The following is a 19,616-nucleotide window of genomic DNA, read 5'->3' as shown; positions in this document are numbered from 1 at the left end:
GGACTCATCATGGAGTGATTAGCGAAATCCGCTTTTTCTATAACTTCCATAGGGGTTGGCTATGGATAGAAATATCATGTGTCCTCGTTCTCTACGCTATCTTTTAGCGGTTGCCGAACATCACAGTTTTACCCGTGCGGCAGAAACACTGTTTGTTTCTCAACCCACGCTGTCACAACAAATCAAGCAGCTGGAGGAGTCTCTCGAAACACAGCTGTTGGATCGTACAGGTCGTACCGTTCACCTTACCGATGCGGGTGAGGTCTATATCAGTTATGCACGTCGAGCGCTAGGTGAACTGGATGCCGGGAAGCGGGCCATCCAGGAACTGCAGGACCTGAGCCGTGGATCCCTGAGTCTTGGTATGACACCGATCACGGATTATCTGGCTGCGCCACTGATAGATCGATTCAACAAACGTTATCCAGGTATATCCGTAGGCACCTATGAGATGCCGCAAGATGATATTGAGAGCGGCGTTCTGGCCGGTAATATCGATATTGGCATAGCATTCACGAATACACTTACCATAGCCGCCAATTATGAATACATAGAGACTCAACACCTGTTCATAGAACCACTCAATCTGGCGGTTGGATCGACCCACCAATACGCCGGCCAGGAAACTCCTCTGGATCAACACACCCTTGAACGGGAACCGCTGGCACTACTCAACAGCGATTTTGCACTACGCAGGCACATCGACCTCTATTGCCTGGAACACGATATCAAACCTTCGATTGCAATTGAGACCAACTCGCTAAGTACGATAATCGAGGTTCTACGATTGGGGCGGCTCTCGACCATACTCCCCAACACGATCGCGTGCCAACAAAATGAGATTTTTCCGGTTATGCTGATTCCAGAACTTCCACACCACACAATCACGCTTATCAGCCGTAAGGATTCGTACAAGAGTCCTGCCTCTCTGGCGTTCAAGGGACTGGCTACGGAATGGGGTGTGGAAGGATGCCACGATACGCCAGTAAAACGAACCGGCCCTTGCCCGATGTCAGAAGTATGCACCCCTAACAGCCATAACTAACGAGCATCGCATAGCTACGCACTATACGAACTTATCGCCAATCCCCGAGGCTCGAAACAAATTCCTGATTGATAAACCAGAGTAGCTACTTAACCTGCTTTGCTACAGACTTCACTCAAAGATCGGGGCATTGGTCCTCCCGTCACCCAGTCGAGCAGTTCCACCGTATGCACAACAGGAGTTTCTGTGCTTGATGCCAGGTGCATCATACAGCCGATATTTCCAGCTGCAATCGCTGCAGGGGATCCTGCTTCCAACTCCTTTAGCTTGCTCTCTTTCAACTGCCTGGAGATCTCAGGTTGCAACAAATTGTAGGTACCGGCCGCACCGCAGCAGGTATGTGAGTCCCTTGGCTCAAGTACAGTGAAACCCGCCGATTTCAATAGCTTTCTTGGTGTAAATCTAATTCTTTGACCAAATTGCAGAGAGCACGTCGCATGATAGGAAATACGCAGACCAGGTTTTATTAGGTAGTTTAATTTCATCCCTGAAAGTACTTCAGTCACATCCTTTGCCAAACCGGCGATAGTTGCCGCCTGTTGCCCCAAAGAGTCGTTTCGAAACATAAAACCGTAATCCTTGATAACTGTTCCGCAACCACTTGTGTTAATGACTATTGCATCCAGCCCGTCGCCTTCCAGCTCTTTCATCCATGCCTGTATATTTTTTGCCGCTGCCGCAAGACTCTCATTCGTCTTTCCCATATGGTGCGTCAAAGCCCCGCAGCACCCGGAACCATGCGGTATCACAACTTCGCAACCGTGTCTGCGAAGTATGCGTATAGTCGCCTCATTGATGTCCGTATTCAAAGCCTGCTGTGCGCAACCGGTTAATAGTGCCACACGACTGTTACGCTGGCCGTGAGCCGGAAACACTTGCGGCAGATCATTCGGGCTCGGAGGCGGAAGACGGTCTGGGGTGTAATCAACCATGCCACGAATCGGGCCGGGCAGTACCGAGGCTACCGGCTTGATCGTTCTTGCCGCCCGCATCGCCAGACGAAAGCGTTGAGGATAGGGTAGTATCTTCGCCAATAACCAGCGTGAAAGCCGGTCCACTGGCTTACGGTGATGTTTCCGTTCGATCACCTCCCTTGCATGATCCATAAGATGCTGATAATGGACGCTTGATGGGCATGTGGACATGCAGGCAAGACAGGATAGGCAACGATCAATATAATCGACGGTCTTCTGGTCAGGCTTATCTTCATTCTCCAACAACCCCTTTATCAGGTAGACACGTCCACGTGAACTGTCGTATTCATCACCCAGCAATTTGAATGTCGGACAATTTGGTGTGCAGTAGTCGCACTGCAGGCAGGCCCGCAATTCCACATCCGAGTTGGCTATGGCAGGCACTGATAACTGCTGGTCTGTAAATTTAGTTTGCATAGGACAGTTCAATGCATAAAACGGAAAAGATAGAGTTGACCTTCATATGATTGATTTTCCAGACTCCTCTGAATTGTTCTGTATGTTTCATGCTGCCTTGTGCGTCTTTCCGGTTACAAACACAAAACATGCTTATTTACTTATAAGAGCTGGACCCCGACAATCTTTGATTGTCAGGTTTACGGATAGCCTGTATCTATAATTCTTGTCTGTTACTTCTATTTGTCAAAGAGCTAATTTATATAGAATCTATAGTTTTTTTCTATAGTGGATTTTCAGTATCGACATATACTTTTTTTACAGGCAGGAAGCCATTTTATGCCTAACGCAAGACAGCTTGACATCTCAACCGTTTTGTATATCCCTTTCACAGCTGACCACCAGACTATAAAGATTATGACACCGCCTATTAACTGTCAGGCAGCGAAACATCATTGATTTATGATGATTGACGGCTGAATGCGGGTGATTCTGGCAACTTATACGCGGCGTAAAAGATATGTGTAATAGTTACATGATGCAAAGAATGTCCCTGACTTCATGGCTTCACGCTGTGTAGACAACCAACTATCGACATCGTTTTCCGCCATCAACCCTGAAATAGTTACATAGGGCGCATAGGTTTCAGCAAAAGATTTGAAATAACTTCCCTCTCCAATCTCAACAACTGCATCGCCCCAAGCACTAACAAGTTGAAGACCATAGGTATCCAGCATTCTCGGCAAATCACGCATGACCCTGGGGTTGTTGAACGAAGCAGTTGCCAGTGCACTATCCATTTGCCGGCCGAAATCATGGTCAGGAAATGCATAGGTCAGCGATGCATAGTCGCCATCAAAAACAGCGATTGTTCCTCCAGGCCATACCACTCTCGCCATCTCTTCCAGTACACGCGCAGGATCGGAAACATGGCTTATCAGTGTATTGGCAATAACGGTGTCGAAGCTTGCGGATGGAAAATCAAGATTATGCGCATCGCCAATCTGAAATTGCAGCCTATTTTCAAGATGCTCATGGCGGGCAAATGATTTCGCAGCATTAATGAAGCTACCGCTTTGGTCAACGCCGAAAGCATGACCATTGAAGTTTTTACTGCGCACGAAAGACCGAATCATTGCCCCCGTACCACAGCCAACCTCCAACACCTTTGCAGGGTCAGTAAGTAACAACAGCGATGAGTATTTATCAATGAGACTTGTAAAAACACTATCCTTTGCCCGACTTTCCAAACGACTTATAAGGCGTTCGACCGCCTCGTCACCTAGATCATTGACAAACCTGTGGGGATCCCGGGCAGCCATCATGTTTCTCATCCCGATACAGCTGACTTGACATTACAACTCAAGGTTGATTCCCAACATGTAAATAAGAAGAGGCCTCCAATCAGGAGGCCTCTTAATGCTACTGATTATACAGCTGCACGATAGAGACGTGAGTGAAATAGCTTGCTGTCCTTGAGTTGATGCAATGACTTTGCAGTTGCAAGAATCGCAAGGTCCAGCAGCGGTTCTATTATAATGACTGTCAAATATGCAACACTGAATGACCCTACCTGGATCAGGTTCTCGGCACCGAAACCGTTACCGTAGAATGCCCAGAATGCCACCCAAGCGATAACACCACCCTGATAAGCGGTTGAGAGGGCCAATGCCTGTCCATACTTGACATCTTTATAGGCAGTCTTTGCCGGGATCAGACGACGCGCCAGCGCATCAACCAGCAACAGCGGTACAAGTAGAGAGGTTACATTCATACCGTATTGAGGCAAGTCAGCCGGCGCCAGTAAAAGCCCTTGGATGAGCAGTCCCGTTGCCAACCCTATCGCTGCAGGTCCTGCACCAAAGATCAAAAACAGTGTTGCGCCAAGGATGAAGTGAACTTCAGACACCCCAACCGGATAATGCGGCAATACCTCAAAAAAGCAAAAGACGAGCAGAGTCGTGATAACACTGCGAATAGCAATTGTAGTGATACCATCCTGCTTAACGGTGCTTAACGCAAGTTTGGCCGCATATCCGATCGCACCTGCGGCCGTTACAACGCTAAGTGCTATTTTTGCGCCTTCGACAACGCCTGGTTCAATATGCATCTGTACCCCCTCTCCTCATGCTTAGTGGATCAACTGGTCAAACAATCATTAGCAACATCCATACCCGTTGCCATACGCATTTTAAAATTCAGGTTATCGCCGCTCAATCATTCCTTCAGTTCACATGCGGCCAATATGGTTTGATACTATCTTTCATAATATCCAGACAGCTACCATTAAAAGAAACTATTTACCACGCATCACTATTTGTCCAAGACCTAAATCTGATTAACGCTATAGGAGTTGGCTATAGAAAGCCTCATGACTACGCAAGTCATTGTCATTATTGGCGTCATAGGGACAAGCACCCTCATGAAGATCCGCAAAAATAACGGCAACGGCGCTTAGCCGGTAAAATAGATAAATCTAGGCAATAGCCGAGTATCGATCAGGCATTTCTGACAGTAATCGAGATTTCATACTGTCAACGGCGGATTAATCAGGGCGTGGTCAGCTTCACTGACAATTAGGCCTGTCCCACAATATTCAGACACCGAATCATTGGCTTGGTACTCGTTAGATGTATGAGAATGTCACATAGATCCTACCCTACCACCTCCATTCAGGACCGGTAAAAAATACCGAAATCGCTTCATTTGCGAACTTATTTAATTTGCGTCAATTTGCGGTTTGCTTTTACAACACCCACCGTGAGGGAGACGTCGGGTGATAGCGGATAGCTGAGAATGGCGGTTAACCAGAAAATTATTTGCATATAATATGCCAAATGCCGGGTGATTGCTGAAGGTGGCATTATAACCTTCGATATTAAAACCATCGTCAGAAATGGTTGCGTCACCAACTGCGTTCGGCAGTTGATCTGACAAAGCAGGCTAGACTTAACCGAATCTATAGCTAATGCTTATGGGGAGGATGGAAACAGTCACAAACTTCAATAGACTTCACTAACTCCGGCCTGGCTTGCTCGTTAAGCGAGTCGATTGATAGACAGCACCAGAGGCCAGAACAATAAGTATCCAGAACAGTTGGCCGCCGCCGCCAGGGCTATCAAACTTTTCCGCCCCGTCAGCAGCGTTGAAGATCGTACCATGTTCCAGATCTTCTCCGTCCAACGGCTGACAGTCATTACCAAGGGCCGCCTCTGCACTTGCAATGCTAAACGTGGCATCGGAAAGTGCGAAGAATATGTTATCCGAGCAACTGAGCATGACACGGGCATACTCAACAGAGACATTCGGCAGTACGATGTTGGCGGAACCGCTATTGGAGAACTCGCCCAGGTACAACCGGTCTAATCCGCTGTCGTGCATATTGCAGAATGTTGCAGGTGGATTGCCAGAACTCAAACTAAGGAGTGAAACATGTACGGTTGGGCAGCTTGCTTCGGTGCCCGCGGTTGACCATTCAAGGGTATGCGAGCCACCACCCATATAGGTAGACGAACGGTTCAAATCCCCACCGGTTATCCTGAAGGGCCCTTGATCGCCATCCACCTGAATAGTGATATCATCGTTGGCGACACCACTTTCACCATCCCTCACAGTCAGTCTGAAATTGAGTGTTCGACCGGATTGAGGCAGGGTCTCGCCGATATCCTCCTGTCGTGTCAATAATTGACTCAATCGTGGGAAATAGCGCACCGCAGTTTGTTTAGGCAGAAATGATCTAAACAACGGATTGCTGCCGTCGGGCAGATCGGTGCCAATGGTTGATGCATCCGTTGCACCGGCAACACCCCCCGCATCCATCCCGTCCCATTGATAGGAGAGGTTGTCCCCGTCCACGTCACTTGCCGTGCCATTCAGCATGAAAGGCGTGGCGGCAGGTATGCTGAGACTGCCGCCATCCCCTTCCTGACCCGCATCGACACTGGGGGCGTTGTTTCCCGTGACGGTCAACTGACCGCACTGATTGCCTTCGCCACGGGTGATAAACTCGTTCATCTGCTGAATGCTGACGGCATGAAAGGTGGCGTCAGAATTGGCCTGCAGGTTCTCCTCGGCACAAATGCCGGCATAACTCATGATGGTTGAACCGCTACCCGGTTCCACGGCGGCACTCGCCACTCTGTTGACACCACCGCAACTCGCCGTTGTGCCATTGAATGAGTGCGTTGCATTCAATTGATGGCCCAGTTCATGAGCGACAAAATCGATATAGAAGGCGTCGCTATCCGGCATAGGCGTACCGGTATAGGCCTGGGCTTTGTAGGTTGTGCATAGGGAACCCACGCTGGCCAATCCGCCACCGACCGTGCCGAACAGAATGCCGATGTCATAGCTGTCCGCGCCCAGCATGAAATCGAGTTGCTGCTGATTCTCGACCAGCATCAATCCGATACCGGCAGCGGTCTGGGTATAGGGATCCGAATCTGGATCGGTAAAGATGATGCGATCGTTATTTCCCACCAGTTGAAACTGCACAGCCAGGTCGCGGCCATAGATCTGGTTCACCCGATTGATTGTGGTGACGATTTGCGCCAGTGCGGCGCTGACAGTGCCGCCAAAAAAAGCGCTGTATTCACCTGTTGCCGCCACGGCGAGGCGATAGACCCGGCGATGTGCGCCACTGACAGTTCTGCTTGCCCGGGTTTGCGAAAACACTGTGGCAAAATGATCACTCTCCGTTTGACCATCGCGATGCATACAGACCAAGGGAGATAATCGATCACCTTGTACAGCCGCATAATCCCGCTTGTAATAACTCCGATAGCCACCTTCTTCGTCCGGATCGATATACACAGTCCCTGCCGGCGTTGTAAGCATGGCATGAAAGCCTTGCGGTGTCAGATCCAGGCGCCCACTACTGGCGGGATCGTCCACTCCCCTCACCCTGTAAGTGCGGATTTCTGGATAGCGGTGAGCCAACGATTCGGCCATCACCGGCGACTCCTCAACGGCATAGCGCTGCATCGATCCATAGGGCAGCGGTAGCTCAAGTTCAATGCCGGAAGCGCTTGTATCCTGCAACGGTGCCTGCAGCAGACGCTGCCTCAAGGCGGAGCTGTCCGCCCCCAGTCGGCGATAGTAAACGGATGACAGGTCGAGACCTTTTGCCGCCGGTTCAGATGTATCCAAGTCCTGCCAGATTGCAGCGGTTGTGATTGCGGGAGAAAGCAAAATGAGTGATGCCAGAATCCATCTCATACGTCTTGCCATAGATTCCTGCATCACGGATACCTTTTCACCTTAAATCATCACAGTGTTTCATCGATGACAGGCAGCCCCATCGCCGATCAATCTTTTAATTTAGCCATCAGGATCTTATTGACCTGCCCCGGATTGGCCTTGCCCTGGGTCTGCTTCATCACCTGCCCGACGAAGAAACCGAGCAGCTTATCCTTACCCGCCTTGAACTGTTCCACCTGCTTGGGATTGGCGGCGATCACCTCATCGATTATCTTCTCAATCTGACCGCTATCCGTAATCTGTTTCAGACCCTTTGCCTCGATCACGGCATCTGCATCCCCTTCGCCGTTCCAGATGGCCTCGAACACCTGTTTCGCGATCTTCCCCGAAATGGTGTTATCCGCAATACGTTGCAGCAAGCCACCCAGCTGTTTTGGGCTGACCGGCGATTGCGTCAGATCAAGTCCGGCCTTGTTCAATGCTCCCGCCAGTTCAACGGTAACCCAATTGGCTGCTGTCTTGGCATCTCCACCGCTTGCAACCACCTCTTCATAGTAATCGGCCATTGCCCGACTCAGGGTCAGCGTCAGTGCATCCGCTGCACTCAGCCTGTATTCGGATTCAAAGCGCTGCCGCTTCTGATCCGGCAATTCAGGCATACCCCGCCTGGCCCGTTGCAGTCGCTCCTCGCCGATCTCGACAGGCAGCAAATCGGGATCGGGGAAATAACGGTAGTCGTTGGCCTCCTCCTTGCTGCGCATGGAGCGGGTTTCATCCCGGTCGGCATCGTAGAGCCGGGTCTCCTGGACAACCTCGTCACCACCCTCGATCAGATCGATCTGGCGCTCCAGTTCGTAATTCAAGGCGCGCTCCATGAAGCGAAACGAATTGATGTTCTTCAACTCAGTGCGTGTGCCGAAGGCCTCCTGGCCGAAGGGACGAATCGAGATATTGGCATCGACCCTGAATGAGCCCTCCTGCATGTTGCCGTCACAGATCCCAAGATAGACCACCAGTTGATGGATCTTGCGGGCGTAGGCCACGGCCTCCCTGATGGAGCGCATATCCGGCTCGGATACGATCTCCAACAACGGGGTCCCGGTGCGATTGAGATCGATCCCGCTCATGCCATGGAAATCCTCGTGCAATGACTTTCCCGCATCCTCTTCAAGGTGTGCACGGGTTATCCCGATCACTTTATGCGTGCCATCCTCCAGGTCGATGCCGATGGAGCCCTTGCCGACAATCGGCAGTTCAAACTGGCTGATCTGGTAACCCTTGGGAAGATCGGGATAGAAGTAGTTCTTGCGTGCGAATATGGATCGAGGCGCAATCTCGGCATTCACCGCAATACCGAACTTGAGCGCCATATCCACCGCCGACTCATTCAGCACCGGCAGTACGCCGGGAAACCCCAGATCGATGATACAGGCCTGGGTATTAGGATCCGCACCATAAGCGGTCGAGGCGCCGGAGAAGATCTTTGACCTGGTCGCCAGTTGAGTATGAATCTCAAGCCCGATAACGGTTTCCCACTGCATATCTTTTCTCTAAAACTGTTTGTATAGATGCCTTTGACCAGTCAGGAGCCGACAACACTCACCCGATCGGCCCAAACTCATGCAAAGCCTTCAGCCGTCTGAAGGTGCCAATCCGTCTCCGCCTGAAGCCGGTGAGCCACATTCAGTAATTTTCCTTCGGTGAAATAGTTACCGATTATCTGCAATCCGACAGGCAACCCGTTGACCGGCTGCACCGGAATGGATATTCCCGGCAATCCGGCCAGATTGGCGGCGATGGTGTAGATATCGTTCAGGTACATGGTCACCGGGTCATCCGTCTTTTCGCCCAGGGCAAAGGCGGTCGTCGGCGTAGTCGGACCCATGATTACGTCGACCGTTTCAAAGGCCCGCTTGAAATCATCTGATATGAGATGTCTTGTTTTCTGCGCTTTCAGATAGTAGGCATCGTAATAACCGGCGGAAAGGGCGTAGGTACCGATCAGGATACGGCGCTTGACCTCTGCACCGAAACCCTCTCCCCGGGATCGCTTATAGAGATCTTCCAGATCCTTTGGGTCTTCACAGCGATAACCGAATCGAACGCCATCGAAACGGGATAGATTGGATGAGCACTCTGCCGGTGCGACCACGTAGTAGGTCGGCACCGCCAAGGCCGTATTTGGCAGGCTGATGTCGACCACTTCGGCACCCAGCTGTTTGTAAAGACCGATCGCACCATCGATGGATGCCGCAACGGCGCTGTCCAGTCCTGCGTCGAAATACTCCCGGGGAAGACCGATTTTCAGTCCCCGCAAGGAGTCGTTCAGCGTAGCCGAATAGTCAGGCACGGGTTGATCGGCACAGGTTGAATCCCTGGAATCGAATCCCGCCATCGCCTGCAACAGCATAGCGGCATCCTCGGCGCTGCGTGTCATCGGGCCCGCCTGATCGAGGCTTGAGGCAAAGGCGATCATGCCAAAGCGGGAAACCCGTCCATAGGTCGGTTTGAGACCTGTAATACCGCACAGTGCCGCCGGCTGGCGAATAGAACCACCGGTATCGGTACCGGTACCGGCAACCGCAATTCTCGCGGCTACTGCTGCAGCAGACCCCCCTGACGAGCCCCCCGGCACCCTGTTCTGGTCCCATGGATTGCGTACAGGCCCATAGTAACTGGTCTCGTTGGAAGACCCCATGGCGAACTCATCCATATTGGCCTTGCCCAGTGAGACCGTGCCGGCCTGTTTCAGCCTCTCCACCACCGTCGCATCATAGGGTGAGATGAAACTATCCAGCATCCTGGAACCACAGCTGGTCTTGACACCTTGAGTACAGAAGATGTCCTTCTGCACCAGGGGAATCCCGGTCAAGGGACCGGCCTGCCCGGATCTGATCACCCTGTCAGCGGCTTCGGCCTCTGCCAGCGCCTGATCCGGGGTAGGGGTGATCAGGGCATTGAGATCTCCGTTCAACCGCTCGATGCGCTCGATAAAATGGCGTGTCAGTTCAACGCTGGAGAACTCTCCGGCTTGCATTGCGGCGCCCAGTTCAGCAATGGTTTTACTGTGCATAGTATGATTTGTGTCCAATGAATATCCAAGAGATTACGGTCAGACCGGTCATATTCTCGGGACCCGTTATTCGATGACCTTTGGTACCAGATAGAGACCGTTTTCAGTCTTGGGCGCTACAGCCTGGTTGACCTCGCGGCAATCGCCTTCAGTCACCTCATCCGACCGCATGCGTTGGGCCATGTGGAGAGGATGGGACATCGGCTCGATGGTATCGGTATTCGCCGCTTCCAACTGCTCCACCAGATCGAGGATATTACTGAGATCCTCGACATAGGCATCGATATGCGACTCATCCAGGGCCATCCGCGCCAGATGGGCAATTTTTTCGACATCGGACTTATCTAGAGACATCCGTCTGCTACCTGCTCTGAAAAATGGGCAAATCTACCATATTCTCATCGGCGATACATGATACTTGAACAGTAAATAAACCATAAAGGATGCTGTCGTGTCTCCGGATCGAGCAAATACACGTTGAGAGTTAAAAATCGTTCCCTGGCGGTCACCTGAGACCCACAGGGGCCAACAAGGGCATTAATCTAGGTAGAATTCATAATAAATGTTAAAAAAACAGGAAGTTAATGCCTCATAATAAAGTGTGATCCAAATTCAACTTCTGAAAAGTGACAACTAGGTCTACAATTCAATTCAGGAAGGCATTGGGATATAATTCCCAACATCAGGCACTGACAGCCCTGCTGGCGATAATGCAGCATGGCGTTCAGCTGAACGGTTCAGATGGAAACTGCTGTAACAAAAAAACCAGCCTGACAGGCGATAAATATCAACGACATCCAGACATAGCTGGGATATAGAGTAGTCAGATACATTGATAAACAGAATCACCCGGTAACTAATGCCCATGGACGAGATTCGCAAGACACTTACTGCATCCATTCTCAAGCTGCTCAGACCGCTGGTCCGGCTGATGCTGCGAAACGGCTTTACTTATGGAGATTTTGCCGATCTGAGCAAATGGACCTTTATGGACGTGGCATCCAAGGAGTTTGGCATCCCCGGCCGAAAACAGACGGTTTCTAGGGTATCTGTCATTACTGGGCTAACCCGTAAAGAGGTAAGCCGATTACAAAAAATCGACACTCCCGACGATAGCGCCATCGCGCATCAATATAATCGCGCCGCCAGGGTTATTTCCGGTTGGCTGCGCGATCCCCGCTTCCAATCCAAAAAAGGCACCCCGGCACCGCTCTACTTCGATAAAGGGAAGGCGAGCTTCAGTAAACTGGTCAAGGAACATAGTGGCGATGTACCGCCCCGTGCGATCTACGACGAACTGATCAGGGTGGGTACTATCGCCAAGGATGAGAGCGGCAAAATCACGCTCCTCAGCGATGGCTATGTTCCACGTACCGGTGAGACAGGAAAACTGCATATTCTGGGAACGGATGTGCAATTATTGATTGACACCATCGATCATAATCTACAGCAAGGCTCGCAAACTCCCTACTTTCAGCGCAAGGTCGCTTACGACAACCTCCCCATAGAGGCGCTTATCGAATTTCGCAGTATGAGTGCTGAAATGTCACAGGCACTGTTGGTGGAGTGCGACAAGTATCTGTCTCAACACGATCGAGATCTCAACCCGGATGCCGATGGCACCGGCCGTAAACAGGCCGGAATCGGCATCTACTATTTTGAACAGGATGTAATAAAGGATGAATAGTCTTATTCATAAGATCCTGATTTCGGCGGCAATGGGCGCTACGGTAGCAGGACTCACCAGTTGCGGTGGCGGTGGTGGTCCACAAGTCGCCGATGGCGGCATCGGCGGCACCGGTATCACCCAGGGCAGAGTCACCAATTTCGGCTCCATTTTTGTCAACGGTATCGAATTCAATACCAACGACGCCAGCTTTACCGTCAACAATATGGCTGCGACCCAGGACGACCTGGCGATCGGCATGGTGGTCAGCATCAGCGGCAGCAGTGATGCTTCAAACGCATCCGGTATCGCGGACTCGGTATCCTACGACAGCCTGATAGAGGGTGTAGTCAGCAGCAACGATATCACCAATAACAACACCCTTGAGGTCATGGATCAAACCATTACCGTGGACGGGGATACGGTTTATGACAATCATATCGATGCCACAACGCTGGAGAACCTGCCGGTCAATAGCGAAGTGGAGGTTAGCGGTTTCACCGATGGTACCGGTACCGTGTTGGCGACCCGCATAGAGGTCAAGTCGCTTGCCTGGGCGGGTGGCGAACTGGAGGTCTCGGGAGTAATCAGTGCGGTTTCCGGGAATCAATTCCAGATCGGCAGTCTGGTCATCGATGCCTCGAGCATCCCGTCGATTCCGCCCGCAGGCACATTTGTCGAGGTTGAAGGTGACAGCTTTAGCGGTGACTTGTTCGTTGCCGATTCCATCGAAATCGAAGGTGACGGCAGTCGTGTGGTGGCGGAAGACGGTGAAGAGGTTGAGATTGAAGGCCAGATAACACAGGCGCTCGATGCAAATAACCTCTTTTCCCTCAACGGACAGGTCGTGGACGCATCCGCCACCTCTCTGAGTGGGGCCACCAGCCAACTTACGGCAGGGCGAGTCGCAGAGGTTGATGGCGTTATGAACGGCGATATTCTACTCGCCGAAGAGATTGAGCTGAAGGCCACATCATCAGAGCGTGGAGAAATCGGTGGTGTCCTCGGGATCGGCAACGTCGATACCGCCGCCGGCACAGTGACCCTGCTGGGCCAAACTATCAAAGTCGATAGCTCCACCATCATGGAGAGCGACGTCGGTGAGAGCTCCTCCTTCACTTTGGAACAACTGATCTCCTCCGACTATCTGGAGGCAAAGGTATATATCGACAACGGTATGCTTGTAGCGAGTAAACTGGAATTGGAACACGCACCGTCTAACCACAACGCCGAGGTCAAAGGCATACCCAATTCCGTGAGTCCATCGACAATCGAGATCTTCGGTATCCTCATTGATATCTCCGGCGTGGATGACAACAGCTTCGCCAGTCAACAAATTGAGGTGAAAGGGAACTTTAGCAATGGTGTGCTGATCGCTACCAGCATTAAAGAGGAGGATTGACCGTCACCCGCGGCAGGGTGAGGCTATTCAGGTCTCACCCCTGCTGCGATTCAGCCCGCAAGGGAACGCGAGCCTGATCGGGGTAGAGACCGTATTTGCAGTCAACATTTATTTGGCCAATTGTGCTCAATTGACCATCCCCATTCTTGCCCAACTCCTGTACCATTGATAGATTAACCGACTGTCGGTTTGGCCAGAGCAGGGGTTTTCAGCTAACTTCCACATCGCTAACTGCCCACGTTTCGGCCAAACCTTTACCAATAGAGAAAAAGACAAGAGATCCATGCTGTTCCGACGCATACGTGGCATATTTTCCAATGACCTATCCATTGACCTGGGTACCGCCAATACCCTGATCTATGCCCGTGGCCAGGGCATCGTGCTTAATGAACCCTCAGTGGTCGCGATCCGCCAGGACCGTGGTCCCGGTGGTGCAAAATCGGTTGTTGCCGTGGGTGAGGACGCTAAAAAGATGCTGGGGCGAACACCCACCAACATCACCGCCATCCGACCGATGAAAGAGGGAGTTATCGCCGATTTCACCGTCACCGAGAAGATGCTGCAGTACTTTATCCATAAGGTGCATGAGAGCCGCATCATCCGCCCCAGTCCCCGCGTGTTGGTATGCGTACCCTGCGGCTCCACCCAGGTGGAGAGGCGCGCTATCAAGGAATCGGCGGCCGGCGCAGGGGCGAGAGAGGTCTACCTGATTGAAGAGCCGATGTCAGCAGCAATAGGCGCTGGCCTGCCGGTGGACGAAGCCCGGGGCTCCATGGTGCTGGATATCGGCGGCGGCACATCCGAAGTGGCGATCATCTCCCTGAACGGTATCGTCTATGCCAATTCCGTGCGCGTGGGTGGCGACCGATTCGATGAAGCGATCGTCAACTATGTGCGACGTAACTACGGCACACTGATCGGCGAAGCCACCGCAGAGAGAGTGAAGCATGAAATAGGCTCTGCCTATCCCGGCAATGAGGTCAAGGAGATCGATGTAAAGGGCCGAAATCTGGCCGAAGGCATTCCGCGCAGTTTCACCCTCAACAGTAATGAAATCCTTGAGGCGCTGCAGGAACCGCTCTCAGGTATCGTGGGCGCGGTAAAGACCGCCCTCGAGCAGACTCCCCCCGAACTTGGCGCCGACGTGGCGGAGCGCGGCATTGTCCTGACTGGCGGTGGCGCACTGCTCAAGGATATCGACCGGCTGCTTCAGGAAGAGACCGGTCTGCCCGTCATCGTTGCAGAGGATCCACTCACTTGCGTGGCGCGTGGTGGTGGCCGGGCATTGGAGCTCATCGATGAGCGGGGTGGTGAGTTCTTTATGGTTGACTAGGGCCTGTTAACAGGCCCTAGGCCTGCCCCCCCTGCAACTGGATGGAGACAAACCCTATAACGACACCATTAGCTCGATGCAGGGAACCAGTGAATTGAAAGTGGAGTTATTCAGCCATTAAACTCATTTTTACACAGGGTCCCTCGATCACCACCAGGCTGGTGGCTGCCGCGCTGCTATCCATAGCAATCATGGTCCTGGATCATCGCTACAACCATCTGGAGTCGCTACGCTCCGGACTCTCGGTACTGCTCTTCCCGGTGCAATATCTCGCCTCGTTGCCCCTACTTTTAAGCGAGTCCGCCAGCGACGCCATCAATAGTCGCAGCGAACTCGAGGCGGAGCGCGACAGACTGCATGCGGAAAACCTGCGGCTGCGTGCGAGACAGCAGAAATTCGAAGCCCTGGAAGCGGAAAACATGCGTCTGAGAGGCCTTTTGGACTCTTCGTTCAAGGTTGGAGACCGGGTGTTGATCGCAGAGCTGGTTGCCGTGGAACAGGACCCATTCCGCCAACAAGTATTGATAAACAAAGGGAAAACCTCAGGACTGTTCGTAGGACAGCCGGTGGTTGATGCGAATGCCGTAGTCGGTCAGGTAACCCATATCAACCCATTCAGTGCCAGTGTGCTGTTGATCACCGATGCCGCCCATGCCCTCCCGGTTCAGGTCCACCGCAACGGCCTGCGAACCATCGCCCTGGGTACCGGCCTGATCAACCGTCTCGAACTGCCCCATCTTCCTAACAATGCCGATATCAAGGTAGGCGACCTGTTGACCACCTCAGGCATGGGGGGCAGCTTTCCACCCGGCTATCCCGTGGCCGAAGTGATTGATGTGAGGCGCGAGCCTGGACAGCCCTTTGCCTCCGTTATCGCACAAACGACCGCCCATCTGGATCGCATACGCGAAGTATTACTGGTATGGACCCTGGATCCCGACATCGTTGCGGATTCCATGCCAATGGAGGAGGATGAAGCGCTACCGGCGTCAACTGCACCGAGCGGGGAGGCGGGCGAATGATCGATCAAGCGCAATCCCGCAATTATATCATCACCTTAACCCTGCTGATTGGGTTTATCCTGACCATCATTCCGTTGCCGGAGTGGGCCACCGCCTATCGTCCGCAATGGGTCGCCCTGATCCTGATCTACTGGTGCATGGCAGTGCCTGAACGCATTGGCGTCGGCATCAGCTGGACAACAGGCCTGTTGCTGGATGTACTCACCGGTACACTGTTAGGCCAGCATGCCCTGGGATTCTCGGTAATCGCCTATATTATGTTGAAATTGTATCTACGAGTCCGTGTCATGCCGTTGCGTCAGCAAGTCTTCACGATTTTTATCCTGCTACTCGTGGAACGTCTGCTGGCTTTGTGGTCAACGGGAGCGGCAGGCTACCCGACTCCCTCGCTCTGGTACTGGATAACACCTTTGATCAGCACCCTGCTATGGCCCTGGGTTTTTATTATTCTTCGGGATATGCGACGCCGTTTTCACATTAGCTAGGTTTTATAAAGCCGATTGGATCAACACTAACTAACCCTGGGAGGTTCGATTGCCCCAATCCTCGATCAAGGACTATCTGCATGAGAGCCAGTTGTTTCTGGGGCGCGCCATCGCCTCAGGCACACTTGTCCTTCTGGTTCTGCTGATCCTGGTTGGGCGTCTCTTCTACCTGCAGGTGGAAAACCACGATCACTACACCACCCTGTCCCAGGATAACCGGGTAAAACTTGAACCACTCCCTCCGACACGCGGCCTTATCTATGATCGAAATGGCGCTATTCTGGCGCAAAACCTCCCCGCCTACAGTCTGGAGATCACCCCGGAGAGAACTGAAAACCTTGATCACACGATTCAAGAGCTGAGTGAAATCATTGACATAACTGAAGATGATATCAACAGGTTCCATGAGTTGCGCAAACAGCGCAGGCGGTTCGACAGTATTCCGATTCGGGTACGTCTTAAAGATGAGGAGGTTGCCCGTATCGCTGTCAATCGTCACCGCTTTCCAGGTGTCGATGTCAAAGCAAGCCTGTTGCGCGACTACCCGCAAGGCATGAAGACCGCCCATCTACTGGGATATGTCGGTCGCATCAACGAGCAAGAACTCCAGATCATCGACACTTCCAACTACAGGGGCACCAATTTCATCGGCAAGAATGGTGTCGAAAAAAGTTATGAAAGCATGTTGCATGGCAATGTCGGTCTGCAACAGGTAGAGGTCAACGCCAAGGGCAGGGTATTGCGGGTACTGGAGAATCAACCTCCGCGACCCGGGGATAATCTGCGGCTCTTCCTGGATATGGATATGCAGGCGACAGCCCTGGAGGCGCTGGGCGACTACAACGGTGCCGTCGCCGCCATCGATATCAAAACCGGCGGTGTACTGACCCTGGTCAGCAAACCGGGATTCGATCCCAACCTGTTTGTCGAGGGTATCAGTGCAAAGGCCTACCGGGAGCTGGAGCAATCCCTCGACAATCCCCTTTTCAACCGCGCCATCCGTGGCCAATACCCACCAGGCTCCACCGTTAAACCCTTCATTGGTCTCGCCGGCCTGGAGTACGACGTGGTGGGTTATCATCAGGAGAACTACTGCCCCGGGTACTATCAGCTCCCGGGAAAAGACCACAAGTATCGTGACTGGAAAAAATGGGGGCATGGCAAGGTCGATCTCGAGCGGGCGATCGTGGAGTCCTGCGATGTCTATTATTACGAGCTGGCGCGCACGCTCGGCATCGACAGACTCTATGAATTCCTGACCGGTTTTGGCTTCGGCCAACCCACCAATATCGACCTGGACGGCGAATTATCAGGCCTGATGCCGAGCCGTGAATGGAAACAGCAGAAACAACGTGAACCCTGGTATCCTGGCGAGACCCTGATCGTCGGTATCGGTCAAGGCTATTTTCTGACGACCCCGCTGCAACTCGCCTCCGCCACTGCAACCCTGGCGAATCGTGGTCATCACATCCGTCCCAGAGTCGTTGATAGCATTGAAAAACCCGATGGCACACAGATAGAGAGCCCAAAGATTGTGGATGAACTTCATCAGCTCGACCCCATACACTGGAATCAGGTCATTCATGCCATGTCGCAGGTCGTCGAAGGCGTCCGGGGTACCGCCCGCTCAATCCACACCGACCATTATCGAATTGCCGGCAAAACCGGTACGGCTCAGGTATTCAGCATAAAACAGGATGAGGAGTATGACGAAGAGACGATTGCAAAACGCAAACGCGATCATGCCCTGTTCATCGCCTTCGCACCCGCTGAAGACCCCAGTATCGCCATCGCCGTGGTTGTCGAGAATGGCGGACATGGCGGCTCAGTTGCCGCACCCATAGCACGCAAAGTGATGGATCGTTATCTCATCGGAGCACCTGATGCGGGGTAGGAACTACACCACCTTCTACGAATCACAGCCGGCGCAGGCCAGCGGACTGCTGGCTTGGTTGCATATCGATCTTCCGCTATTGACCGGCTTACTGATCCTGTCAGGTGTTGGTTTGAGCATCCTCTACAGCGCCGGCGACAAAGAGATGATACTGCTGCAAAAGCAGCTGATACGACTGGGATTCGGTTTTACCGCCATGATCGTACTCGCCCAGATCCATCCCGCCAATTTACGTCGCTGGTCTCCCTTTTTATATGCTGCCGGGGTCCTCATGTTGATTATGGTGATCCTGTTCGGTGAGCTGGGAAAGGGTGCCCAACGATGGCTGGATCTCGGGGTTCTCCGCTTTCAACCTTCGGAAATGTTCAAGCTCACCCTGCCGATGCTGATCGCCTGGTATCTGGCCGAACATCGCCTGCCGCCCAATCCTTCCCGATTGATCATTGCGGGCCTGTTCACCCTGATTCCTGTTTTACTGATCGCAAAACAACCCGACCTGGGCACCGCGCTCCTGGTGGCGACCGCTGGCACGTTCGCCCTTTTTCTGGCCGGCATCAGCTGGCGCGTGATTAGCGCCATAGGCCTGCTGATGGCTGCGCTCGGACCAGTCGCCTGGTACTTCATGCACGATTACCAGCGCCAACGAGTATTGACCTTCCTCAACCCGGAGAGCGATCCGTTGGGTACCGGATACCATATCATCCAGTCGAAAATCGCCATCGGCTCCGGCGGCATCAGCGGCAAGGGCTGGCTGAACGGCACCCAGTCGCACCTGGAGTTTCTACCTGAACGGCATACCGATTTCATCTTCGCGGTCATCTCCGAGGAGTTTGGACTGGTGGGCGTGCTGGCGCTACTCTCTCTCTACCTCTTTATCATTATGCGCGGGCTCTATATCGCCACTCAGGCTCAGGACACCTTCGGCAGAATCCTTGCCGGATCGCTGTCACTGGTTTTTTTCGTCTATCTTTTCGTCAATGCCGGAATGGTCACAGGATTACTGCCTGTAGTAGGTGTACCCTTACCTCTGATCAGTTACGGAGGCACATCCCTGGTGACCATTCTTGCCAGCTTCGGTATGCTGATGTCTATTCATACCCATAAAAAACTACTACCGACTTAAACGA

Annotated in this window: 15 protein-coding genes; 8 read left to right on the top strand and 7 right to left on the bottom strand. The window is 52.5% G+C overall.

The genetic code is table 11. The features are described 5' to 3' along the window. Positions 1-61 precede the first annotated feature (61 nt). Positions 62-1,045, top strand: a complete 984-nt coding sequence (gene cynR / locus CODIS_RS08735; protein ID WP_069124025.1) for a transcriptional regulator CynR — start codon at positions 62-64, stop codon at positions 1,043-1,045. A gap of 89 nt (positions 1,046-1,134) precedes the next feature. On the opposite strand, the gene glcF is transcribed toward cynR, so the two are convergent. The 7 genes from glcF to gatC all read right to left on the bottom strand — a co-directional run bounded on the left by glcF (position 1,135) and on the right by gatC (position 11,041). Next, positions 1,135-2,436 (bottom strand): glycolate oxidase subunit GlcF, encoded by a 1,302-nt coding sequence (gene glcF, locus CODIS_RS08730; RefSeq protein ID WP_069124023.1) that lies wholly within the window; start codon positions 2,434-2,436, stop codon positions 1,135-1,137. Positions 2,437-2,915: 479 nt separating this feature from the next. Beyond that, positions 2,916-3,740 (bottom strand): methyltransferase domain-containing protein, encoded by an 825-nt coding sequence (locus tag CODIS_RS08725; RefSeq protein ID WP_162420177.1) that lies wholly within the window; start codon positions 3,738-3,740, stop codon positions 2,916-2,918. A gap of 104 nt (positions 3,741-3,844) precedes the next feature. Then, positions 3,845-4,525 (bottom strand): energy-coupling factor ABC transporter permease, encoded by a 681-nt coding sequence (locus CODIS_RS08720; RefSeq protein WP_069124017.1) that lies wholly within the window; start codon positions 4,523-4,525, stop codon positions 3,845-3,847. 905 nt (positions 4,526-5,430) lie between these two features. Further along, on the bottom strand, positions 5,431-7,644 hold the full coding sequence (locus tag CODIS_RS08715) for a reprolysin-like metallopeptidase (protein ID WP_083220639.1): 2,214 nt from the start codon (positions 7,642-7,644) through the stop codon (positions 5,431-5,433). 77 nt (positions 7,645-7,721) lie between these two features. Beyond that, on the bottom strand, positions 7,722-9,155 hold the full coding sequence (gatB, locus tag CODIS_RS08710) for an Asp-tRNA(Asn)/Glu-tRNA(Gln) amidotransferase subunit GatB (RefSeq protein WP_069124014.1): 1,434 nt from the start codon (positions 9,153-9,155) through the stop codon (positions 7,722-7,724). Positions 9,156-9,232: 77 nt separating this feature from the next. After that, positions 9,233-10,687, bottom strand: coding sequence for an Asp-tRNA(Asn)/Glu-tRNA(Gln) amidotransferase subunit GatA (gene gatA / locus CODIS_RS08705; protein WP_069124012.1), 1,455 nt, complete (start codon positions 10,685-10,687; stop codon positions 9,233-9,235). Between the two features lie 66 nt (positions 10,688-10,753). Then, positions 10,754-11,041, bottom strand: a complete 288-nt coding sequence (gene gatC / locus CODIS_RS08700) for an Asp-tRNA(Asn)/Glu-tRNA(Gln) amidotransferase subunit GatC (protein ID WP_069124010.1) — start codon at positions 11,039-11,041, stop codon at positions 10,754-10,756. A 511-nt stretch (positions 11,042-11,552) separates the two neighbouring features. On the opposite strand from gatC, the gene CODIS_RS08695 reads away from it, so the two are divergent. The 7 genes from CODIS_RS08695 (at position 11,553) to rodA (ending at position 19,612) form a co-directional block, all read left to right on the top strand. Beyond that, positions 11,553-12,374: a DUF6502 family protein gene (locus tag CODIS_RS08695; protein WP_069124178.1), complete on the top strand. Its 822-nt coding sequence runs from the start codon at positions 11,553-11,555 to the stop codon at positions 12,372-12,374. After that, positions 12,367-13,755 carry a DUF5666 domain-containing protein gene (locus CODIS_RS08690; protein ID WP_069124009.1) on the top strand — a complete coding sequence of 463 codons (1,389 nt, stop codon included), beginning with the start codon at positions 12,367-12,369 and terminating at the stop codon, positions 13,753-13,755. The genes CODIS_RS08695 and CODIS_RS08690 overlap by 8 nt, the downstream gene beginning before the upstream one ends. A 283-nt stretch (positions 13,756-14,038) precedes the next feature. Then, positions 14,039-15,088, top strand: coding sequence for a rod shape-determining protein (locus CODIS_RS08685; RefSeq protein ID WP_083220638.1), 1,050 nt, complete (start codon positions 14,039-14,041; stop codon positions 15,086-15,088). Between the two features lie 116 nt (positions 15,089-15,204). After that, entirely contained in the window at positions 15,205-16,110 is a 906-nt protein-coding gene (gene mreC, locus CODIS_RS08680; protein WP_069124008.1) for a rod shape-determining protein MreC, read from the top strand. Further along, positions 16,107-16,595 carry a rod shape-determining protein MreD gene (mreD, locus tag CODIS_RS08675; RefSeq protein ID WP_069124006.1) on the top strand — a complete coding sequence of 163 codons (489 nt, stop codon included), beginning with the start codon at positions 16,107-16,109 and terminating at the stop codon, positions 16,593-16,595. The genes mreC and mreD overlap by 4 nt, the downstream gene beginning before the upstream one ends. A 49-nt stretch (positions 16,596-16,644) precedes the next feature. Continuing rightward, complete coding sequence (mrdA, locus tag CODIS_RS08670; RefSeq protein WP_069124003.1) at positions 16,645-18,489, top strand: penicillin-binding protein 2; 1,845 nt, start codon at positions 16,645-16,647, stop codon at positions 18,487-18,489. Beyond that, positions 18,479-19,612 carry a rod shape-determining protein RodA gene (gene rodA / locus CODIS_RS08665; protein ID WP_069124000.1) on the top strand — a complete coding sequence of 378 codons (1,134 nt, stop codon included), beginning with the start codon at positions 18,479-18,481 and terminating at the stop codon, positions 19,610-19,612. Before mrdA ends, rodA begins: the two co-directional genes overlap by 11 nt. Positions 19,613-19,616 lie beyond the last annotated feature (4 nt).

Source organism: Candidatus Thiodiazotropha endolucinida (assembly GCF_001715975.1).
GTDB lineage: Bacteria > Pseudomonadota > Gammaproteobacteria > Chromatiales > Chromatiaceae > Thiodiazotropha > Thiodiazotropha endolucinida.
Note: the sequence above shows the minus strand (reverse complement) of the source record. Positions and strands in the feature narration are given on the sequence as shown.